This is a genomic window from Pseudomonas sp. B329 (assembly GCF_023127835.1).
In the GTDB taxonomy this organism is placed as follows: Bacteria; Pseudomonadota; Gammaproteobacteria; order Pseudomonadales; family Pseudomonadaceae; genus Aquipseudomonas; species Aquipseudomonas synxantha_A.
The window spans coordinates 43,073-63,020 of sequence record NZ_SPKP01000039.1 but is presented as its reverse complement, the minus strand read 5'-3'; the positions used below and the strand labels follow the sequence as shown (position 1 = coordinate 63,020).

Annotated in this window: 20 protein-coding genes; 9 read left to right on the top strand and 11 right to left on the bottom strand. The window is 52.9% G+C overall.

Going from position 1 to position 19,948, the window contains the following annotated elements:
• Positions 1-203 (top strand): UTRA domain-containing protein (locus E4P00_RS18445; protein WP_248132440.1); only part of this gene is annotated, 203 nt, incomplete at its 5' end.
• A gap of 45 nt (positions 204-248) precedes the next feature.
• On the opposite strand, the gene E4P00_RS18440 is transcribed toward E4P00_RS18445, so the two are convergent.
• Genes E4P00_RS18440 through E4P00_RS18425 form a run of 3 tightly spaced genes read right to left on the bottom strand, consistent with a single transcriptional unit; the run spans position 249 to position 1,658 of the window.
• Positions 249-560 carry a hypothetical protein gene (locus tag E4P00_RS18440; protein ID WP_248132475.1) on the bottom strand — a complete coding sequence of 104 codons (312 nt, stop codon included), beginning with the start codon at positions 558-560 and terminating at the stop codon, positions 249-251.
• 50 nt (positions 561-610) lie between these two features.
• Positions 611-973, bottom strand: coding sequence for a hypothetical protein (locus E4P00_RS18430; protein WP_248132438.1), 363 nt, complete (start codon positions 971-973; stop codon positions 611-613).
• Positions 966-1,658 carry a hypothetical protein gene (locus E4P00_RS18425; protein ID WP_248132436.1) on the bottom strand — a complete coding sequence of 231 codons (693 nt, stop codon included), beginning with the start codon at positions 1,656-1,658 and terminating at the stop codon, positions 966-968. Before E4P00_RS18425 ends, E4P00_RS18430 begins: the two co-directional genes overlap by 8 nt.
• A 1,010-nt stretch (positions 1,659-2,668) precedes the next feature.
• Between E4P00_RS18425 and E4P00_RS29030 the strand changes: the two genes are divergently transcribed.
• From E4P00_RS29030 to E4P00_RS18395, 6 genes are all read left to right on the top strand, one after another.
• On the top strand, positions 2,669-4,387 hold the full coding sequence (locus E4P00_RS29030) for an AAA family ATPase (protein WP_248132433.1): 1,719 nt from the start codon (positions 2,669-2,671) through the stop codon (positions 4,385-4,387).
• Complete coding sequence (locus tag E4P00_RS18415) at positions 4,384-5,388, top strand: hypothetical protein (RefSeq protein WP_248132431.1); 1,005 nt, start codon at positions 4,384-4,386, stop codon at positions 5,386-5,388. The genes E4P00_RS29030 and E4P00_RS18415 overlap by 4 nt, the downstream gene beginning before the upstream one ends.
• A gap of 1,000 nt (positions 5,389-6,388) precedes the next feature.
• Complete coding sequence (gene trbJ / locus E4P00_RS18410; protein ID WP_248132429.1) at positions 6,389-7,129, top strand: P-type conjugative transfer protein TrbJ; 741 nt, start codon at positions 6,389-6,391, stop codon at positions 7,127-7,129.
• A 2-nt stretch (positions 7,130-7,131) separates the two neighbouring features.
• Entirely contained in the window at positions 7,132-7,320 is a 189-nt protein-coding gene (locus E4P00_RS18405; protein WP_248132426.1) for a hypothetical protein, read from the top strand.
• Between the two features lie 2 nt (positions 7,321-7,322).
• Positions 7,323-8,975, top strand: a complete 1,653-nt coding sequence (gene trbL, locus E4P00_RS18400; RefSeq protein WP_348984613.1) for a P-type conjugative transfer protein TrbL — start codon at positions 7,323-7,325, stop codon at positions 8,973-8,975.
• Positions 8,975-9,256, top strand: a complete 282-nt coding sequence (locus E4P00_RS18395; RefSeq protein WP_248132422.1) for a hypothetical protein — start codon at positions 8,975-8,977, stop codon at positions 9,254-9,256. The genes trbL and E4P00_RS18395 overlap by 1 nt, the downstream gene beginning before the upstream one ends.
• 541 nt (positions 9,257-9,797) lie before the next feature.
• Here E4P00_RS18395 and repC read toward each other — a convergent pair.
• Genes repC through E4P00_RS18380 form a run of 3 tightly spaced genes read right to left on the bottom strand, consistent with a single transcriptional unit; the run spans position 9,798 to position 11,784 of the window.
• Positions 9,798-10,721 carry a replication protein C, IncQ-type gene (gene repC / locus E4P00_RS18390; protein WP_248132420.1) on the bottom strand — a complete coding sequence of 308 codons (924 nt, stop codon included), beginning with the start codon at positions 10,719-10,721 and terminating at the stop codon, positions 9,798-9,800.
• Positions 10,687-11,553 (bottom strand): helicase RepA family protein, encoded by an 867-nt coding sequence (locus tag E4P00_RS18385; protein ID WP_248132418.1) that lies wholly within the window; start codon positions 11,551-11,553, stop codon positions 10,687-10,689. The genes repC and E4P00_RS18385 overlap by 35 nt, the downstream gene beginning before the upstream one ends.
• 3 nt (positions 11,554-11,556) lie before the next feature.
• Positions 11,557-11,784: an AlpA family phage regulatory protein gene (locus E4P00_RS18380; protein ID WP_122763839.1), complete on the bottom strand. Its 228-nt coding sequence runs from the start codon at positions 11,782-11,784 to the stop codon at positions 11,557-11,559.
• A 79-nt stretch (positions 11,785-11,863) separates the two neighbouring features.
• Between E4P00_RS18380 and E4P00_RS18375 the strand changes: the two genes are divergently transcribed.
• Complete coding sequence (locus E4P00_RS18375; RefSeq protein ID WP_248132416.1) at positions 11,864-12,724, top strand: hypothetical protein; 861 nt, start codon at positions 11,864-11,866, stop codon at positions 12,722-12,724.
• Positions 12,725-12,741: 17 nt separating this feature from the next.
• Here the strand turns inward: E4P00_RS18375 and E4P00_RS18370 are convergent, their stop codons facing one another.
• From E4P00_RS18370 to E4P00_RS18350, 5 genes are all read right to left on the bottom strand, one after another.
• Positions 12,742-13,962, bottom strand: a complete 1,221-nt coding sequence (locus tag E4P00_RS18370) for a site-specific integrase (protein ID WP_248132468.1) — start codon at positions 13,960-13,962, stop codon at positions 12,742-12,744.
• A gap of 308 nt (positions 13,963-14,270) precedes the next feature.
• On the bottom strand, positions 14,271-15,848 hold the full coding sequence (gene guaA / locus E4P00_RS18365) for a glutamine-hydrolyzing GMP synthase (protein ID WP_005791155.1): 1,578 nt from the start codon (positions 15,846-15,848) through the stop codon (positions 14,271-14,273).
• Positions 15,849-15,929: 81 nt separating this feature from the next.
• A complete protein-coding gene (guaB, locus tag E4P00_RS18360) occupies positions 15,930-17,399 on the bottom strand; it encodes an IMP dehydrogenase (RefSeq protein ID WP_248132414.1) in 1,470 nt (489 codons plus the stop codon).
• Positions 17,400-17,503: 104 nt separating this feature from the next.
• Positions 17,504-18,052, bottom strand: a complete 549-nt coding sequence (locus tag E4P00_RS18355; protein WP_005791157.1) for a hypothetical protein — start codon at positions 18,050-18,052, stop codon at positions 17,504-17,506.
• A gap of 137 nt (positions 18,053-18,189) precedes the next feature.
• Entirely contained in the window at positions 18,190-18,957 is a 768-nt protein-coding gene (locus tag E4P00_RS18350; RefSeq protein WP_248132412.1) for a sulfite exporter TauE/SafE family protein, read from the bottom strand.
• Between the two features lie 99 nt (positions 18,958-19,056).
• Here E4P00_RS18350 and E4P00_RS18345 point away from each other — a divergent pair, with 99 nt between their 5' ends.
• Positions 19,057-19,947, top strand: a complete 891-nt coding sequence (locus E4P00_RS18345; RefSeq protein WP_248132410.1) for a LysR family transcriptional regulator — start codon at positions 19,057-19,059, stop codon at positions 19,945-19,947.
• Position 19,948 lies beyond the last annotated feature (1 nt).

The window sequence follows — 19,948 nt, the reverse complement described above, 5'->3', positions numbered from 1 at the left end:
GGCTGCAGATCAGCTATGCACAGCGCACCATCGAAGCCCTGCCGCGCAGCAAGGACGACCAGGCGCATCTGGATCTCGATGGGCAAAGCCATGTGATCGTGGTGAGTAACCAGACGTTTTTGCAGGACGGGAGGCAGTTCGAGTACACCGAGTCGCGGCATACGCTGGATAAGTTTTACTTTTCGGATATTGCGCGGCGGTGAATTCTACGCGCGGGCTTGGGGTTAGCAGCTGGAGAACCGCTCCCCTTAGTCGATGGCATAGCCCCGTCGCTGATCAAACTCGAGAGATTTTCGGGTGATCGCAGGATCATCTGAGCGCCCCTCGACAGTGTCCGTCGTCACCAAGCCATTCAGGCCCCGGACGCAATGAATAGCGGCTTCCCATGCGTCGGGCTCCACGGGCGGCTCAATAAAGTCTTTTAAGTACGCATCCAGAATGCCCTTATCAGGCGTCTCGATTTCTTGACTCAAGGCAGACAGATAGGCCGACTTATCCGTGCGGCCCCAATTAATCGAGAACCCTGCGCGATGACAGAGGACTGAATGAACCACCAGCATTGTTCTTCCATTGCCATCAAGGAATGGATGCCCGTAAGCGAAAAAACCCATCACCAGGCCGGGTGACTTTTAAGCACAACCTTGTTCTGCCCCAAACGAAGCCCTTCTTCAACGGCTCTTTTGGCTTCGTACGGAAGACAAAAACAGGTGCCCGCTTTGGAGATCGCCAAGTCTGGAGAAGTCGCCATCCTGTCACTGCCTGCCCACGGATAAAGATCACCAAACAGAAGCGCGTGGACCTTTAAAAAATCGCGGTACGTGATCGTGCTTTTCTTCGCCAAATAGGCCATCGCGTCAGCAAGGTTCGCCGTAAACAGGTCATGTTCAAGCTGCTTGACGATGTTCAGGTCTTTTTCACCGACAACGTTTCTGAGATAGCCCTTCGCGTCAAAGTCCTTGAATGGGTCAAACACGCTGCTTTTCCCTCAAGTAGTTGGTAAGCAGATGAACCGCTTCCAGACCAGTGACTTTTCTCTCTTTCTTCAGCGCGATGACCAAGTTCTCTATGACGTCAGTCTGAACATCGTCTCCCGCCAACCGAGAAACATTTTCTGCCCACTCATCGGCGTAAGTCCGGATGTAAGCGACCTGACATGCGTCCGCCAGATCCATCACGTAACGCCGTAGTCCAGACTCAGGAATGATCAACGCACCCGTTTTCGGATGACGCCGGACCGAACTTTTCGGTTTACGGGGAGAGGCGAGTTCATTGACATAAACCACTGACCGTCCACCAAGCGATAACTTGCGTCGAATTCGGCGGCTACCCTTTATGCAAATCCTTGCATCCTTTGACACGACCAAACGCCCGGCGCCGGACTTGGCGACCTGCACAGAAGCACTAACGCCAAGCCGCTGAAATACCTCAACGGCGAGCGCTTCAAGGTCAGCCACAGGAGTCACAATGCCAGTATCAGGGCGACGAGAAGCTTTGGCGTAGATGCCAATGCCCATGCGCACAATCACGCCTTTGCGCATTAACTCGTCCAATGCGACAGAAACCTGTGAATGCCCGCCAAGCGCAGCAACATCCATGCGCAGGATCACGTTTCCCAGCACGCCCTCAATGGCAGTCTGCATACGCTCTTCCAGCTTCAAGTTCAGACCTCCGGCAATAGCTTCTCAGAATCACTTCAAAGGGGTGCCAATCGATGCAGTTCGATTATGGGCAAGCGTAGGCTATTCTCCAACCCCCTTTTCAGGACACACTAAAAACACAAACCCCGGCCATCAGGCCGGGGTTTTGTTATTCAGCACTCACCTGCTATTGCAGGATCATTCCCACTCTATTGTCAATAGGGTCGAAAACCGCTTATAAACCTGGAAAGCAACGATATCCTTATTAAAAATACCATGAAAAATACCAATACAAGAACAGCCTTAGCGATTCGTACGAACCTAGTGCCACCATTCAGCTTCGGTCATCCGAGGAGCTTCTGAAACGCTCAACTTCAGGTGTGGGTGGACCACGCCAACATCAGCAGCACCCGCCCTATAATCGACGGCGCTGCCAGTCGGGCAAGAGGCCGAGTTCGGTTTGACTATGCGAGCACGTATCGGATGTTTGAATTGTCTAAGGTGTAGCGGAGCGGCTTGGAAAGGGGTGATACGGGCTCTCTGTAAGGATTTGACACGAGGCGGCATGATTCTAAAAAAGTCGATGGGAGGTTCTTTGCGAAGCCTGTAATCAGTGCTGCCGCAGGGCTCACGGAAAACGGCAATTCATTTGTCTCTGAATTAGAACTACCACCAAGCGTTACTCTCGCGCAGATAAAAAAACTCAAATTAAACGAGATCACATTTCAACTCCAAGCAAACTAACCATATAAAAAATCACACAGACACTAAAAATTACCACAAACCGCCGGATAAATTTCTACCAGACTTAGAGACTCCGATTGGAAATCCGGAACTCACTCTTACAACGAAAATCAAAATACCTCATAACCATATAGCTCAATCACAACAACATCTATTTTTTGAAGCTATTAATTCACCTCACGGCAGAAAAAAATTCAGCAAAAGTCTAGCTCTCGCACCATTAACTTGCAAAAAAAACACAACCATGATAAAAGCATGCGAGTCAGTTAATATCAAAAGGAATTGCCGTGATAACAAATTTTTCAGGAAGCAACTACAAAGCCTTCAAAGAGTTCGAGCTGGAACTTCGCCCAATCACAATACTACTTGGTGCAAACAGTAGCGGCAAAAGTGCTCTAATCAACTCACTGCTGATGCTATCCCAGTCTGCTGACTCATCCATAATTTCAGAGTCGCCGCTTAGACTTAACGGCAGCAAAACTGGAATGGGAGAAACTTTAAACATAATAAAAGATAAAAACCCCTCCAACAGACTAACTTTTTCTTTTACCTTTTCTCAAAAAGATAATCTTCGAAAGAAAATATCTGATGCAAAATCGGCGATACTTCAGAATCACGACTCCGTCATTAGATTTATGGGGCATTTCGCGAACGCAGCTTCGTCGTCTAAGCCAACCCAATCCAAAACATCAGCGCTAACAGCATTCAACAAACTCGTACCGAAACTCGAAAATATAACTTTCAGATCCAAGGAAGCGTCAATCAGTGTAGCAAAAATAAAGCAATTTAAAACAATCTATATAAAACTAATAAAGAATTATAGAAAAATAATGGCTGGAGTTAGTGTAAACCCTCACTTCCCAGAAGAGTTTTATACGGTGAGCCAGCATGCATCACTGAGGAAAATCGAGGACTGCTTCTCTGACTACTTAGAACTCCCCTCTAGCAAAATAACCCCTACAAAAGTTTCGTACTCTTTTGCGTACAACAAAAGACTTGAATGCCTCCAGATAGTTGAGTACGTGCAATACAACAAGTCTAACAACGTTGTATTCGGATTCAAAAGAGACGGTAACAACTCCAAGATCTATTCTGACGTTATCGGGGATGCCGCACTAAGCCGATCAAGAGCTGAATTACTTAAACTTATTTCGCCAGATTCACTCGTATTTATGAAGCACCAAGAGGAGCTCAGCTTACAGTTCGGCAGCTTTGCGTCTTTCAAAGGTAGTTCCAGCCCTTTTGCAGCAATATTATCACGCGTTATAAATATCACCTCAAAACATCTCCTTTCCAATCTGACAGGACTTCAGATCAATCACGTTAGCCCTCTTAGAGCTTTCCCACAGCGGTACTACCTACTCGACAAATCAGTCCACCATCGCAAACTGAATGCTCTTGATGGCACAGAACTCGCCGAAGTACTGAAAAACAACCCAACCATTAAAGACAGCATTAACATACTATTTGCGCCTTTTAATATCGGCATAGACATCGAAAAGGTTAACGACATAATCTATAAAATCGTCGTTAATCAAGACGATGTCAACCTGGAGTTGACCGACGTAGGTTTCGGCATATCTCAAGTATTACCTATTTTAGTGCAGGCATACCTATCTCCACCTGGCTCCCTGACAATCATTGAGCAACCTGAGATTCACCTGCATCCAAATATGCAAGCATGGCTGACTGACGCAATCATCACGATTGCATTGAAAGAACGAAAGCGTTTTTTGATTGAGACTCACAGTGATGCTCTGATACGGCGCGTGCGCCTTAGAATAGTTGATGACAGCTCTCAACTCGTCGAGGACGACGTAAAAATTTATCACTTGCACAGAGACAAAATCAATAGACACACCCTGCTTGACGACATCCAAATCAATGACAACGGCGATATAAAATGGCCAAAAGACTTTATGGATGTCGAGATTAGAGACACGATTCAAATTCAGCAACTTAAGTTTGAAAGACTTAACAAGGAAAGCGAGGTAAAAGCACAATGAGAAACTCTCACTGCATTTGCCCCACCTTCCTTTCAAAAAATATTGGCAACGATACTATCTTCTTAAATTTTTTCTTAGGAAGTCTACTTAAGTCTAATGATCAAATAGTTTTCGACAAAGAAGAAAGACTAAATACTTCTTATGTCTTATCACTTCAAGAAGATGTTAACGGCTTTACAAACTATAAAATGTGGCAGCGACTTCTCGACAACTGTGAATCGGGGAAAACCCTTATATCTTCGTCTTCCGGGGCATCTTCCTCTGGCGAAGTCGTATACAACACGATATCAAGAGCGGTTACTAGCTTTTGCAAGTCAATAGTTACCGATGACAATAACCATTACGCTAAATTTATTGCAGAAATAAACAGACAGAGAATAAACTTGTTAAACCTTCAAAATTTTAGCGAGATAAATGCAGAGGGTAGATTTAAGCCTATGCCGACATATATGGAACTTGAAGCCGATATCGAATGGGTTCTTCAACGCCTCGGGCGAAGATCAAAAAAATCGGACTCCGAGGATTACAACAATGATTACCTTCGTGACATGATAATGTCCAAAGGATATGAGGTGAAAGATCAGACTCGCGAAGGTCAATCAACCTCCGGGGTAAGCTCTGGTGAGCTTGATATAATTATCGAGCACCAAATGGACCTTTTTGCGATTGTAGAGGCCATGAAGCTTGAGTCTGTAGATAGCGCTTATATCAACGGGCATTATACCAAACTGATATCCAATTATAACCCTATAGATATCAAGAGAACTTTTTTAATAACCTATTTTAATGGACAAAATTTCGAGGACTGGTGGTCGCGATATTGCAACCATGTAACTTCGCTAGACATGGCAAAAATAGGTAAAAACCCACATATCACCACAGTAAAGCTAGAGGAAATCTCCACACCATTCGGTGCACTTAAAAAGCTTCACCACCATTTTAGTGCTGGCGGAGAACACTCAATGTGTGTACACCTGGCTATTAAAATAGGCAGCATTTGATCACATGCACTGACAATGAGCACTTCATTTTTTGAAGTGCTCATTATCAAATCTCCTCAACAAACCTCTTCCCTCCTCATCCAAGTTAACCCCCCAACCGACAAACACAAACACTGTCAGCTCCCCCACTAACAAATCAGAAAACTAAATAAGCCTGTTTAGCCAACTTAATCACCACAACAAACTCAAAATATTACATTGCTCTCTTTAAATCCTGGAGTAAACACCTATAGTTAATACTTCAGAAAAACCCATCAACCCTCCAATAAACAGATCAACAGTCAAAATATGAAATGCATAGAACTCTTTACATTACCGATCCCATTGTGAACTCCTGCCCCCTCAATCTACATCGAAACCTGGTAGCTGAAACGAGCGCCCACAGCCTTGGTTATGAGCAACTCCAAAGTTTCTTTCGCTATTAAGTCGCGGAAGTGACGGTGGGCCTCGCAGAGCAAAATCACCCATTGAGCCGAGGGCGAATAAGGGTAGGTGGTGGGGAGTAACAAGCGGAGCTTGTGGGCCCACAACACACATCTTGCCGTCCCGCTGTAAGCGATTCAATGCGATTCAAAACAAAAAGCCCCTCAATCAAATTAAATTTCTATAAATCGCATACAGTCGCATTGAATTGCTTAGATCCGACTCAAATTTCCTTGAACCGCATATAATCGCGTTATATTTCATTAATTTTCTCTACCTAGTTATTCTGTGTTTTCCTATGCTTTTATCCATGCTAGAACTAACAGCATCAACAGGAGGAAAGCCGATGCAAAACAATAATCTAAAGCCTATAAAAAGAAGAGCTGGCCGCTCTGAGTTCTTCTCCATCAAAAAGGAGTTAGAAACTAAAATACTACTCGGCTACCCTCTTGCATGGATCTATGCGGAATACGTTGATCGATTTAGCTTTGGATATGTGCAGTTCACACGTTACGTCTCTCGTTACTGCAAGCAACCACGTTAATTCATTATGATATATAAGCACTGGATACAAAAAATGATAAAAGGATGGAGATTATTATTAACAGCTTTTACGTTAATTTTCACCGAACAGAACGCCTTTGCTATCTACTGCACAAATTGCTCTACATTCTATCAACAGATGTTCGAGTATGCTGAAGCAGTCAACACGGCGCTGAACACGGCAGAGCAGCTTTCGACGCAAGTCCAGCAATACAACAACATGGTCACGCAGGGCGTTTCGTTGCCGAACAGCATGTTTGGCAGGATCACCCAAGACATGCAGCGCGTGGCCAGCATCTATAACCGGGCTCAGTCATTGGGTCGCAACGTGGCGAATCTAGACTCGCAATTCAACACGCAGTTTCCCGGCTATAAGACGTATTTGCAGAAGTTCATCCAGTCGAGCGGCAAGGCAACGGACGTGATGCCGGATCGCTATGAAAAATGGTCAGCGCAAGGCTTCGATAACGCCAAGACGGCGATGCAAGCAGCGGGCATGAACATCAGCACGTTTGAGACAGAAGATGCGCACCTTGAACAACTGGTGAACCGTTCGCAGTCATCGGCTGGTCGCATGCAGGCCATCCAAGCCGGGAACGAGATTGCAGCTTCAAACGTGCAGCAGCTCCAAAAACTACGTGACTTGGTAGCGACCCAAATAACCCTGCAAGGCAACTACATTGCTCAAGAAACCGAGCGCCAAGCAACAAATAATGCTGCTGTTGAACAATTCCAATCACGCCCAAACACTCGCGGCCCATCTCAGGGGTTCTAAACATGATGATTCAAAAATGGTTTCTGGCTGTACTGATCACTGTATCGGGAATTGGTGGCGCGGCCTTGAACAACATTATTTCTGCCGGGAGTGACTGCGCAACAGTTGCTGAAAAAATTAAACAATCTGATGCAGCCATTCGAAAATTCCAAGAGCGCCCGAATACTCGCGGCCCATCTCAGGGATTCTAAATATGAGACGCACAACTATTTTCACAGTAGTTCTAGCATCACTGTTGCTGCCCTTTGGAAACGCAATGGCTGCGGGTCTTGATTTGGCGCAAAGCAACACGTCAATGACAGGACTTTTAGTATTAATACAAAATGCCTCTAATGACTGGGGGCCTCGTCTTCATGGCTATGCCGTAACTGTATTTTGGAGTTTGGCCCTTATCCAATTTATATGGACGTTTGTCCCATTGGTGTTCAAGCAGGCGGATTTCAGCGAGCTAATCGGCGAATTGATCCGCTTCCTTATGATCATCGGTTTTTTCAATATCCTGCTTGACCACTCAACGGAGTGGGCAGGTGCCATTATTGATAGCTTCAGGCAAGCAGGTGCACACGCAGCGAGCTTGCCAACTTCTGAGCTAATGCCAGGTGACATGTTTGCCATGGCGGTCGAGTTTTCTCGGTCGATTCTGAGCGGAATAAGCATCTTTAACGGGTCACTAAATATCGTTGTTGCGCTCGCCGCCCTCATTGTTTTGCTGTCTTTTTCCTTCATTGCGGCGTTCGTCTTTGTGACTTTGGTTGAGGCTTATGTTGTTATTAATGCCTCTGTTTTTTTTATGGCCTTTGGCGCATCCCAATGGACGCGAGAATACACGCTGGCCGTTATTCGCTACACCGTTTCTGTGGGTGCTAAGTTATTCATAGTGACGCTGATAGTTGGCCTGATTTTGTCTGTAGCTGAGAAGTGGCAAGCTGCTTATACCAATGATGAGGCTTCTCTGATGACTTTGGTTGGATTGTCGTTGATGTGCGCTTACCTAACCAAAACCATCCCTGATTTGATAGCGGGCATGATTAACGGCTCGTCTATGGGTGGTGGCAGCTCTCTCGGTGGTATGGCTGCGGCTGGTGCGGCTGGTGCAGCCGCCGCAGTGGCCACTATTGCGACCGCAGGCGCCGCAGCTCCGGCAGCCGCAGGGGCACTCGGCGCTGCCGGTAGTGGTGCTAGTGCTGCAAGTGCGGCATCCGGTAGTGGTGGCCTTGCCGCATCGATCAATTCCAGCTTTGCCGGTGGTAGTAGTGCGGCCGGTGCAGGTGGTGGCGCAGTCAGCACTGGCGCGGGTAGCGCGGGCGTCGGTTCTGGCACTGGCGGCAGTTCTGCCGCTAAATCGGCTGGTGCCAAGGTCGGGGGGAGCGCCTCTGGTGGCCCTAGCGGTAGCGGCCCAGTTCCGCTGTCAAGCCAAGGCGTACAGCAAGCGGCCAAACAGGCCGGGCAAGCGGCGCAAGGCAACGGGAACGATCCCAATGGCGAGGCCGCCGCGACCCCACAAGGGGTTCAAGGCGGCGGTCGTTCATCAACCCCGCAAGCTTCCCAACAATGCACTGGCGACGCGCAGGAGGGTAGCGGCGGCATTAGCGGACATCAGGTGGCCAACGCGCTAACGCGAGGCGCAGGCATCCTTTTTGCTATCTCTGTGCCCGGCATGGAAGGCGCGGCAAGCATGGGTGGCGGGTTTGGTGGTGTTCAAAGCCAGGTCGATAGTGGTTCTGGTAGCTGTAGTGATAACAGCATTGAAGCAAGCGAGACGTCTAACATCATTCGCCCGGCTCAAGAGCCAGCGGCAGTACCTACTCAATCCCAAAACGACACTAACAAAACGGAGCGTCCCTAATGATCGAATTTATCCTTTTTTGTGTGTTTGCCACTGCTTACGCCTTTGGTATGCAGCTCCTCGGCCGCTGGCTACGCTCGCGTGGCCATGGTGCAAAACTGGAAGCTGTCGGGAAGCATTACTATGCATTGCAGTCCCGGATCAGCCCGCTGGCCCTGCCTGTGGCAGTTGGTCTGTTAGGCGCGGCTCAATCCTACAACCGGTTGCCTCTATTCGGCAGTAAACGACAAGCTGCACAGCTCGATCAAGTGCGTGCTGATACGTCGAACAACAGAAAGTAGCCTCAACTCTAACTCTCTTAAACCCAAGCCCTGCACATGCAGGGCTTTTTTGTGGACACCAAAAGGAGAGCAGTGGTCGGCCCCGTCTATTACACACTCAGACGCCCTGAAGGGTCGCGCACTGGACGATAAGCCAAAAGGCCACCCTTTATGTCAACCTCCTGGAAGTGGCTGCACCACGCGGCAAAGACCGGATTTGCGGCTGCTTTACCTGCCGCATGGGGTCGATTGCCCCTACCCTTTCTTTTTTGTTGTAAATCTGAACGCACTGACGACACGATTTTTCAGGTGCGCTGATGGTGTGTATTCGACGGACAGTCTCACTGCTCGCAACGAGGCCAATGCAGAGACCCGGCAAGTGCCCTTCCCTTTTGGTGTTCAACGGCCGTAGGCCGACCAAGAGCAGCAAGCTATGCGCTGCGCCTTCAAGGCGCGGCGCGAAGCGCGCATGTTGGAGATTCTTAGAGAATCTTGGATGGAATTCGCAAACTGCCCGCAAAGACCTACCGCTGCTGGGTTTTCAGAAACTGGCCGGGTGCCGTTAACGTGGGGTTTGGGTACTGAAAACGTGGGAGCCGGGTACTGTTAACGTGGGGCGGGGGCCGTTATCGTGGCCCTTGGGACGCCCGATTTCCCATTTAGCCTTGGCATATTCGTCCAGCTTCCAACCCACAGCGACCAACTCGACCAACGCCTTACGTGCGGTTTTACGGCGCTTTTTGATAGTATTTGGTTTCGTCGTCTCGTCTGGCCAAACATAGCCACAAAGTGTGTCCAGCTCGACCCGCCGCGACTTGCCGAGGTCAATAAAGCCACATAGACGTTGATGGATCAGACGGGCGGGATCGGTCTGCAGCCCCCTCACTTCATCCATGTTTATGCGGATGTGTTGCCCGCCCATGATCGCGCGAGCAATCAGAGGGTTCAATGCCACGTATAGTTTGCCGTCCTGCTCGTCGCTGGCGTACTCGGACAACAGGCGAAAGCCCTGCCGTTTACTTCCGTTTTGAGCAATGATGGAGACTTTCCAGAGCCTCTCGATGCAATCGCGTACTCGTTCGGTATCGTTTTTATTGGCATAGCCCACTTCGCTGGCCAACGACCCATAACTGCCTTTGACCACCATCGCATTCTGCTGGACTGCTTCCCACTTTGGCTCAAGGAATAGCCGTAGCTGCCGACCGGCTTCTGTCTGTGGGTCGGGGGACAGTACAAGGCCATAAGGCCCGGCCATGGCCACAAGTCCTTGCAAAATACGGAGATCGTCGACCCCCAGCGGTTCCGGTCCACTGAACTCGATACGCTTACCATTGCCGTAGTCATATACCACGTCTAGCTTGCTGCGCTTACGCTCTCGTTCTCCTTTTTTGAGGCTACGGAACAGGCCCGGTGCCAGACAATGCACGGGGTCGTGGCGGGCGTGTGTCAAGTCATGCTTGCTCACGGTGCCGCCCCTTTCCACCATCCTGTTTAGCTACCAGCAGGTCCACTGGCAACAACACGCCACTGCCGTGCCTCAAATACCAACGATCAAGCTGCGTAGCAGCGTAGTTCTGTTTGGACACACCGAAGCGTACAAAGCACCCTCGCCGGTCATCCCCGATGGGGTGCCTGTCATAAGCCCGATCACTTAAGCCCTCAGCCTCGTCTTTTGTCATCTTTGCCACGAAACCGCACCAACGGGCATTGTCGATAAGCGCGGACGCACCACGCGCTGCTTGCTGCTGATCGGTCTGGCCTTCGCGGGCGCTTCCCTTGCTGACGTGGTGCAGATATAGGACTGAAGCCCCCGTGCAGGCCGCGACGAGCTCAAGAGTGGCGACAAGTCGCGCCATGTCTCCGTTACTGTTTTCGTCCCGGTCGTGAATCCGACTCAGGGTATCCAGCACAATCAGCCGGGCACCATCGCAGAATTTGATTACGTCAGCACGTTGCTGGTCATCCATCACGTTCATGAGCTTGCCCATGATGGGCTTGATAGTTAGATTCTCCGCGATGGCCTCGCGAGCCTGCTGATTCAGGTGTTGACCTATGGCATGAACGCGGCACACCAACGCGACTTCCGGGTCTTCTCCGGCGAAATAGACCACACGTCCAGTGCGCTTAGGGCCAAGCCCTACAAGGTCGCCACCGGCAACAGAGCACGCAATGGACATTGCGGCTTCCAACGCCCAAAAGCTCTTTCCGGTGGCTCCGGGAGCCACAAGCGCTCCGACCGTTCCCGCGAGAAAACCGGACCATATAAAGTCCAGTACAGGCGGTTCATTCTCGAACGCCGCCCGTAAATCAATAGCCATGATTCAAGCCCCTGTTCCGGGACGAACCGCGTGAATGCCCGACGATTTACGTGCGTCAATCCATTCTTCGATTTCAGTCAGATCCCACGCAACATTCCGACTGGTTAGCGCGATACGGCGCGGGAACTCGCCCCGCTGCTCCATGTTGTAGATCGTGCGCTCAGCAAGCGGGATCATCGCGTGCAATTTCTTGCGGTTGATGAGTGTCTTGCTCTTTGCTTTGTTCTCCATGAGGTCACTTTCCTTCAGAGTTGTCAGATGCTTGACAATGCCCTCTAGCGCCAGAAATAGGGCGCAGAAAAGTTAGAATTTGGTTGTCATTCAGCGCTATCATCAGACGATGAAAAAAAACGAAAAAGCGTCGAGCACCTACGACCCGCTTCTGCAAATGCTGGTTAGAGAAAGCGATACGTCGTCTGATCGCATCCGGTCGAAGTTGAGCAGTCAGTACGATTGGGGCTTCTGCGAACTGTGCTGGCGGTCTACCGAATATGCGATCAGCATGGCGGCGCCAAAAGTGTTCAAGCGTCTGGAGCGCGGAAATCTCAAAGCAGTGCCGCTAACAAACTCTATGCGTATAGATGCTCAGGAAAAAACCGCTAACTTGGTCGCTCGCTACGAACGGGCATTGGAGGGAGAGTTCGGCAAATACGAAGCCTCTCGTATGCTGGGGAGATACTGCGACTGGCAGGAATTACGTGGAGACTTTTCGGTAGAAGCATTCCGTGAGCACGTCGAGCGTCGAATGCTCGTTTCTACCTGGACGTGCCAGGGCGAGTTAATGTGGCCTGCGGCTTTACCGAGCCATTCCGAAGGCGCATCGAGACCGAGCAAACTTTACTGTGAGGCTCATAACCCGCGACGTAGCAATGAAGCTCGGCGCGCTTATCAGCGCGACCGGAGGTATGCATTAGAGTATGAGGATTTAATTGCAAAAATCTGGTCCCAAGGAGCTGCTGTTCTCCCGAGGTGGGATATAGAGACATGGGCTGAGGTCAGGAAAACGGCCTATAGCCAGCTCCAGATACTCAAGTCACCAACAAGCTCGGTGGATGACTTGCTGAATCAAGGCATTACCAATCAGGCTGAAATTGCCCGGCAACTTGGCGTATCACGCCAAGCAGTATCTGCGGCCATCAGACGACGAACTCGAAAGCAGCCATCATCATAAGATCGAAAATTCTAACTTCATTCTTTGCCGACGTTGCTTCGACGTGGCCGGTTAAGCGTCCACTCGTCAATCATATCCGCCCAATCCTGCAACATCGCCCGACGCTGATCGCGGTATTCGGCCTTGTTATAGACGGCCCGTACGCCCTTCTGCTCGTGCGCAAGGCACTTCTCAATCCAGTCTGAGTTATAACCCGCTTCATGCAGCAGCGTGCTCGATGTCCGCCTCAAATCATGCGGTCCGAACTTGCTCAACGGCTTCCCCTCTTTCTGCGCGAGCCGATAGGTCAGCGTCAGCACCTGATTGATCGTCGCGGTGCTCATTGGCAAATCGGAATCGTACCGAGAGGGAAAGACGTAATCCGAACCACCGGCAAACGTCTTCAGAGCAATGAAAAAATCCAGCGCCTGCTGAGATAAGAACACCAAATGGGGATTGCGCCGCTTCATCCGCTCTTTCGGAATAGTCCACAGGGCTTCGCTGAAATTGATTTCGTTCCAGGTAGCGTTGGTCAATTCACTTTTGCGAACCATGGTCAGCAACAGCAGCTTAGCGGCGACTCTCACGGATGAGGCAGTGCCGATGCGGCCCAGGTACTGATACATCAACGCGATTTCGTCAGGCCCTAGAGCGCGATCACGTGGCTCGAATTTAGCGATGCTTGCAGGACGCACCAGATCAGCCGGATTCTCAACCTTCTGGCCACGCTCTATCGCCCATCGGAACACCTGCATCACAATCTCGCGGGAGTGCACGGCCGTGGCTGGAGCTCCACGCTCCACAATTGCATCTGTCAGCGTTCGCAGATCCTCATGATTGATTTCCACCAGTTTCTGATTACCGAAGTGCGGCTTTAGCTCGCGCTCGTAAACCGATCGGCGCATGTCCCGGGTTGAGTCAGCCATCTGATACCCACGTAGCCATTTCTCAGCCCAAGCATCAAACGTCTCTGCCCCTTTAGTGCGTGCCTTGGCACGGGCTTTCTCTTTGGCAGGTGACTTACCCGCCGAAACCATCTTTTTAGCCTCGCCCAGGCGCTCTCTGGCTTCCGCAAGTGTGATGCCACCCACGCCATAACGACCGAACGTGATGGTCTCCTGACGGCCATTGATTGAGTAGTTGTAACGAAATGAGATGGAACCGGCAGCAGTGACGGCCACGTACAGCCCGTCGCGGTCGTTCACCTTGTAGAGTTTTTCTTGCGGTTTGAGGTTACGCAGCTTGGTATCGGTCAGCATGGCAGTTACGGATTCCATGGAAAAAATACCATGCTCAGAAAAGCACTCATACACCGCGATAAAACCCAATAAAACCGGGCTGATGATGAGATTTGATACCATGCCCTTCCCTACTAGGGCGACATGGTATCGAGCACCGAACATGGCATTTGGCTCAGTCAATGCCCCGTACCATGCCATACAAACACGGTGCTTGGCGATGCACAAAGCTGCCAGAATTTGCCAGACCAAAAAAGCCAAAAGCCCGCAATTACGCGGGCTCCAGGGCATTTCTTGCTAGATCGTGCCGGACAATGCCGGACGTCCGATCATTCCCACTCAATCGTCGCCGGCGGCTTGCTCGACACGTCATACGTCACGCGCGAAATGCCTTCGATTTCATTGATGATACGGCCGCTGACAGTTTCCAGCAGTTCGTACGGCAGGTGTGCCCAACGCGCTGTCATGAAGTCGATCGTCTCTACGGCACGCAACGCAACAACCCATGCGTAACGACGACCATCGCCTACAACGCCAACCGATTTCACCGGCTGGAACACCACGAACGCCTGGCTGACCTTGTGGTACCAGTCGGCCTTGCGCAGTTCTTCAATGAAGATGTGGTCGGCGCGACGCAGCAGGTCGGCGTATTCCTTTTTCACTTCACCGAGGATACGCACGCCCAGGCCCGGGCCTGGGAATGGGTGGCGGTAGACCATGTCGTACGGCAGGCCCAGTTCCAGGCCCAGACGGCGGACTTCGTCCTTGAACAGCTCGCGCAGCGGTTCTACCAGCTTGAGGTTCATTTCCTCAGGCAGGCCACCCACGTTGTGGTGGGACTTGATCACGTGGGCCTTGCCGCTCTTGGCGCCGGCCGACTCGATCACGTCTGGGTAGATGGTGCCCTGGGCGAGGTACTTGATGTTGTCCAGTTTGTTGGACTGGGCATCGAAGACGTCGATGAAGGTACGACCGATGATCTTGCGCTTCTTCTCCGGGTCGGACTCGCCGGCCAAGTTGTTGAGGAACTGTTCCTCGGCGTTGGCGCGGATCACCTTGACGCCCATGTTCTCGGCGAACATGGCCATCACTTGCTCGCCTTCGTGCAGGCGCAGCAGGCCGTTGTCGACGAATACGCAGGTCAGCTGGTCGCCGATGGCCTTGTGCAGCAAGGCAGCAACTACCGAGGAGTCCACGCCGCCGGACAGGCCGAGCAACACGTTGTCGGTACCGACCTGGGCGCGCACCTGAGCGATGGCGTCTTCAGCGATTTTCGACGGGGTCCACAGGGCTTCACACTCGCAGATGTCGAGAATGAAGCGCGACAGGATGCGCCCGCCTTGCTTGGTGTGGGTCACTTCCGGGTGGAACTGCACGCCGTAGTAACGACGCTCGTCGCTGAACATGCCAGCGATCGGGCAGCTCGGGGTGCTGGCCAGGATGTGGAAGTCTTCCGGCATCTTGGTGACCTTGTCACCGTGGCTCATCCAGACGTCGAGGCCGAACAGGCCGTCGGCGTCGATGTGGTCTTCGATGCCGTCCAGCAGGCGGCTCTTGCCGACCACGTCCACACGGGCATAACCGAATTCACGCAGCTCGGAGCCTTCCACCTTGCCGCCCAGTTGTTCGGCCATGGTTTGCATGCCGTAGCAGATACCGAACACCGGTACGCCCAGGTCGAATACCGCTTGCGGGCAACGCGGGCTGTTGGCTTCGTGCACGGACTCGGGGCCACCGGCGAGGATGACGCCTTTAGGGGCGAATTCGCGGATCGCTGCGTCATCCATGTCGAACGGGTGCAGTTCGCAGTACACGCCGATTTCACGCACGCGGCGGGCGATCAGCTGGGTGTACTGGGAACCGAAATCGAGGATCAGGATGCGATGGGCGTGAATGTCGAGGGCCATGAAGTCAGTCTCGTCTAATGAATCAGAAACAACTCGGGGCTGAAAGAACAGCCCCGGTTACTTAACATTTTGCTGGAAGGTTCAACCTACACGGTAGTTTGGCGCTTCCTTGGTGATCTGCACGTCGTGGACATGGGATTCAGCCATGCCTGCGCCGGTGATCCGTACGAACTCTGGCTTGGTGCGCATTTCTTCGATGTCGGCGCTGCCGGTGTAGCCCATCGAGGAACGCAGGCCGCCCATCAGTTGATGGATGATCGCGCTCAGGGTGCCTTTGTACGGCACACGGCCTTCGATACCTTCCGGTACGAGCTTCTCGGCGCCTGCCGAGGAGTCCTGGAAGTAACGATCGGAAGAACCTTGCGCCTGGGACATGGCGCCCAGCGAACCCATGCCACGGTAAGCCTTGTACGAACGGCCCTGGAACAGTTCGATCTCGCCAGGCGCTTCTTCGGTACCGGCGAACATCGAGCCCATCATCACGCAGGAAGCACCGGCCACGATGGCCTTGGACAGGTCACCGGAGAAACGGATGCCGCCGTCGGCGATCAACGGCACGCCTGTGCCTTCAAGGGCGGCGGCGACGTTGGCGATGGCGCTGATCTGCGGCACGCCCACACCGGCGACGATGCGCGTGGTGCAGATCGAGCCAGGGCCGATACCGACCTTGACCGCATCGGCGCCGGCTTCGGCCAGGGCCTTGGCGGCAGCGCCGGTGGCGATGTTGCCGCCGATCACCTGCACTTCAGGGAAGTTCTGCTTGACCCAGCGTACGCGGTCGATCACGCCTTTGGAGTGGCCGTGGGCGGTGTCGACCACCACCACGTCAACACCGGCAGCAACCAGCGCCGAAACGCGGTCGCCAGTGTCTTTACCGGTGCCGACTGCAGCACCGACACGCAGACGACCTTGGTCATCCTTGCTGGCCAGCGGGTAAGCCTTGGCTTTTTCGATATCGTTGACGGTCATCATGCCCTTGAGGGCGAATTTGTCGTCGACAATCAGCACGCGCTCGATGCGGTGCTTGTGCAGCAGTTCGCGCACATCGTTCTTGTCGGCGCCTTCCTTGACAGTAACGAGGCGCTCTTTAGGCGTCATCACTTCACGGACGGTGACTTCAAGGCGGTTCTCGAAACGCACGTCACGGGAAGTGACGATGCCGACCAGGTCGCCATCGTGCAGCACCGGGACGCCGGAGATGTTGTGCATGCGAGTGAGTTCGAACAGGTCACGCACGGTGGCGTCGGCTTCGATGGTGATTGGATCTTTCACCACACCGGCTTCGTAACGCTTGACCTTGCGCACTTCGGCAGCTTGCTGCTCGATAGTCATGTTCTTGTGGATGATGCCGATGCCGCCTTCCTGAGCCATGGCAATGGCCAGACGGGCTTCGGTGACGGTGTCCATGGCAGCGGAAACCAGGGGAATATTCAGCTCGATGCCACGGGTTAGGCGGGTCTTGAGACTGACTTCGTTAGGAAGCACCTCGGAATAACCGGGCACTAGGAGAATGTCGTCGAATGTCAGAGCTTCTTGGCTGATACGCAGCATCGCGGGGGCTCCCGAGCGGGAAAATGGAAGCGCGCCATTATATACATGCACCCTGCCCGGCTCAATGTAAAACTCTGACAAACTTGGTAATACTGATAGAAGGATTAAAGCTCGACTTTGACCCAGCTCATTTTCTGGTCCAACCAATCGGCAAATTCGTCGATAAAGCTCTGCTTGAACCCCGCCTCCGCCCAGTTGTTGAAGATGAACCCCAGGTTGGAAAACCCGCATTCCTGCAGGAACAGAAAGCCGTTGATGTCATCTTCATGCCCACACAGCGGGCAGGTGAAGTTGTCGGTGTGACCAGGCATCCAGTCTTCCAGGCTTTCGAACAGCGCCTCGCCAACTTCCTTCAGGCATTCCGGGCAGCCGGCTTCTTCAAGGAACCCCTTGGCCGGCGTGTAGATGCAACGCTTGTAGATGATCTCCAGGCCATTGACCGGCTCGTTGAACGGCAGCGCTTCAGGGTGCAGCACCACGGCGCGGGCGCCATCGGCCAGGGCGTAGCCCATGCGGTTGCCGGTACGCCCGCAAGTGGTGAGCTCTTCCTTGATGATGTTCTTGCGCACCAGCCAGCGCACAATCGCCCGGGCGCGGGGTTCGTGGACGGGCAAGGTGGAGATTTTCGGGACAAGGATGCTTTGGGAGTTCATGGGAGTCCTGCGGTGTGGCTATTGGCGCCATCGCGGGCAAGCCCGGCTCCCACAGTTGATCGCATTCCAATGTGGGAGCCGGGCTTGCCCGCGATGACGCCCGGGAGGACGGCAGCTTAATCCCTGAAAAAATCAGGTCAAGTACTCACATACCGCCCGATCAACGCAATACCACTGGCCAATACCAACCATGTCACCAACCGCACGAACGCCTCACGGGACAGCCGCATCGTCAGCCTGCGTCCACACCACAGCCCCAGGGCCATCGCCGGCAACAGGCAAACCGCCAACATCAATAACGGCAAATCTGCATACACGCCGGCAATCAGGAACAGACTCAAACGCACGACCGTGCTGCAACTGATCAGCGCGCTTTGCGTGGCCCGCGCCGCGTCCTTGGATAATCGGCTATTGAGATAGATGGCATATAAAAAGCCGCCACTGCCAAACAACGCGCCAAACAGGCCGCCGACGGTGCCCGTAGGGATCGCCCACCCCGCTGCCAGCTGCGTCGGCCGGGCTTTCACCGCCAGGCTATAAAGGGCATAGGCGCTGATAAACAACCCCATCAACAACAGCAACAGGTCCGAATGCAGGTTGAGCAAAAACACTACGCCCAGGCTGCAGCCGACGGCCATGCACGGCAGCAGTCGCAGCAATTCTGGTTTGTTCACATCGCGCCGCGTTTGCAGCAAGCCGCCAAACGCCGCGACAAAGTCGAGAAGCACCAGCAACGGGATGATCTTCGACAGCGGCATAAACACAATCAGGATCGGCCCGGCGACCAAGGCCGTCCCGAACCCGGCAATGCCAAACACCACATAGGCCAGCACCACACCCAGGCCGATCACCAGCCAATCCACAGCCCCGAACGACCACTGACTCATCAACTCAACCAGGCTCATGGGTTATCCCTTGTTGGACATGGCCTTCACTTTAGCCATTGGCGACTGTTGCGACTAATATCTTCAAAGCTAGCCACTCATCTCAAAAAGGCATGACTCGTGATCTCCACGCGGCAACTGCGTTACTTCGTCGAAATCGCCGAGAGCGGCAGCTTCAGTGCCGCGGCCGAACGCCTGTTTGTGGCGCAGTCGGCCTTGAGCCGGCAGATCAAGGAACTGGAAAATCAACTGCAAACCCCATTGTTCGAACGCACCGCACGCCAACCGCGGCTCACAGCGGCCGGTGAAGCGTTCTACCCACGGGCGCGCAATTTGCTGAGTGAGTTGCTCAAGGCCAGCGAAGTGGCGACCCTAGTAGGCAATGGCCAGCTTGGCACGCTGTGCCTGAGTCACTCGAGCACAGTGCCGATGAGCGGCGCGTTATTGCACGGCATCAGCACCTGGCTAGAGCGCTGCCCTGGAGTATCGGTGGATATCGCCAAGCTCTCCTCCGAAGCCCAGTTGGAGGACATCGCCGAGGGTCGCCTGGACGTCGGCCTGCTGCGCTTGCCCGTACTGCGCCAGCGCGACGGCGTGCGTGTGCTGCCGTTGTACACGGAGCCGTTGGTGCTGGCGGTGCCGCCGAATCATCCGTTGGCGCGCAGCGACGCGCCGGTGGAGTTGGCGCAGCTAAAGGACCAAGCGTTTATCTCGATCCCCCATCCCCAACGCGGCGGGCTGAGTTATCTGTCGGCCGAACTGTGCATGCGTGCAGGATTTTTCCCCAGGGCCGCACGGGTGATGTCGCGCAAGACCACGCAGTTGCAATTGATCCAGGCCGGTTTCGGCATTGCCTTGTTACCAAAATCCATGCAGGACATCGCCCCCGCCAACCTGCACTTTTTACCCCTGGCCGACCCGGACTGCCATAGCACCGTGGCCCTCGCCTGCGCGCAGGCGCCGAACGCGCTGGTAGAGCAGTTCTGTCAAACCCTGCACGAATGCCTATAAA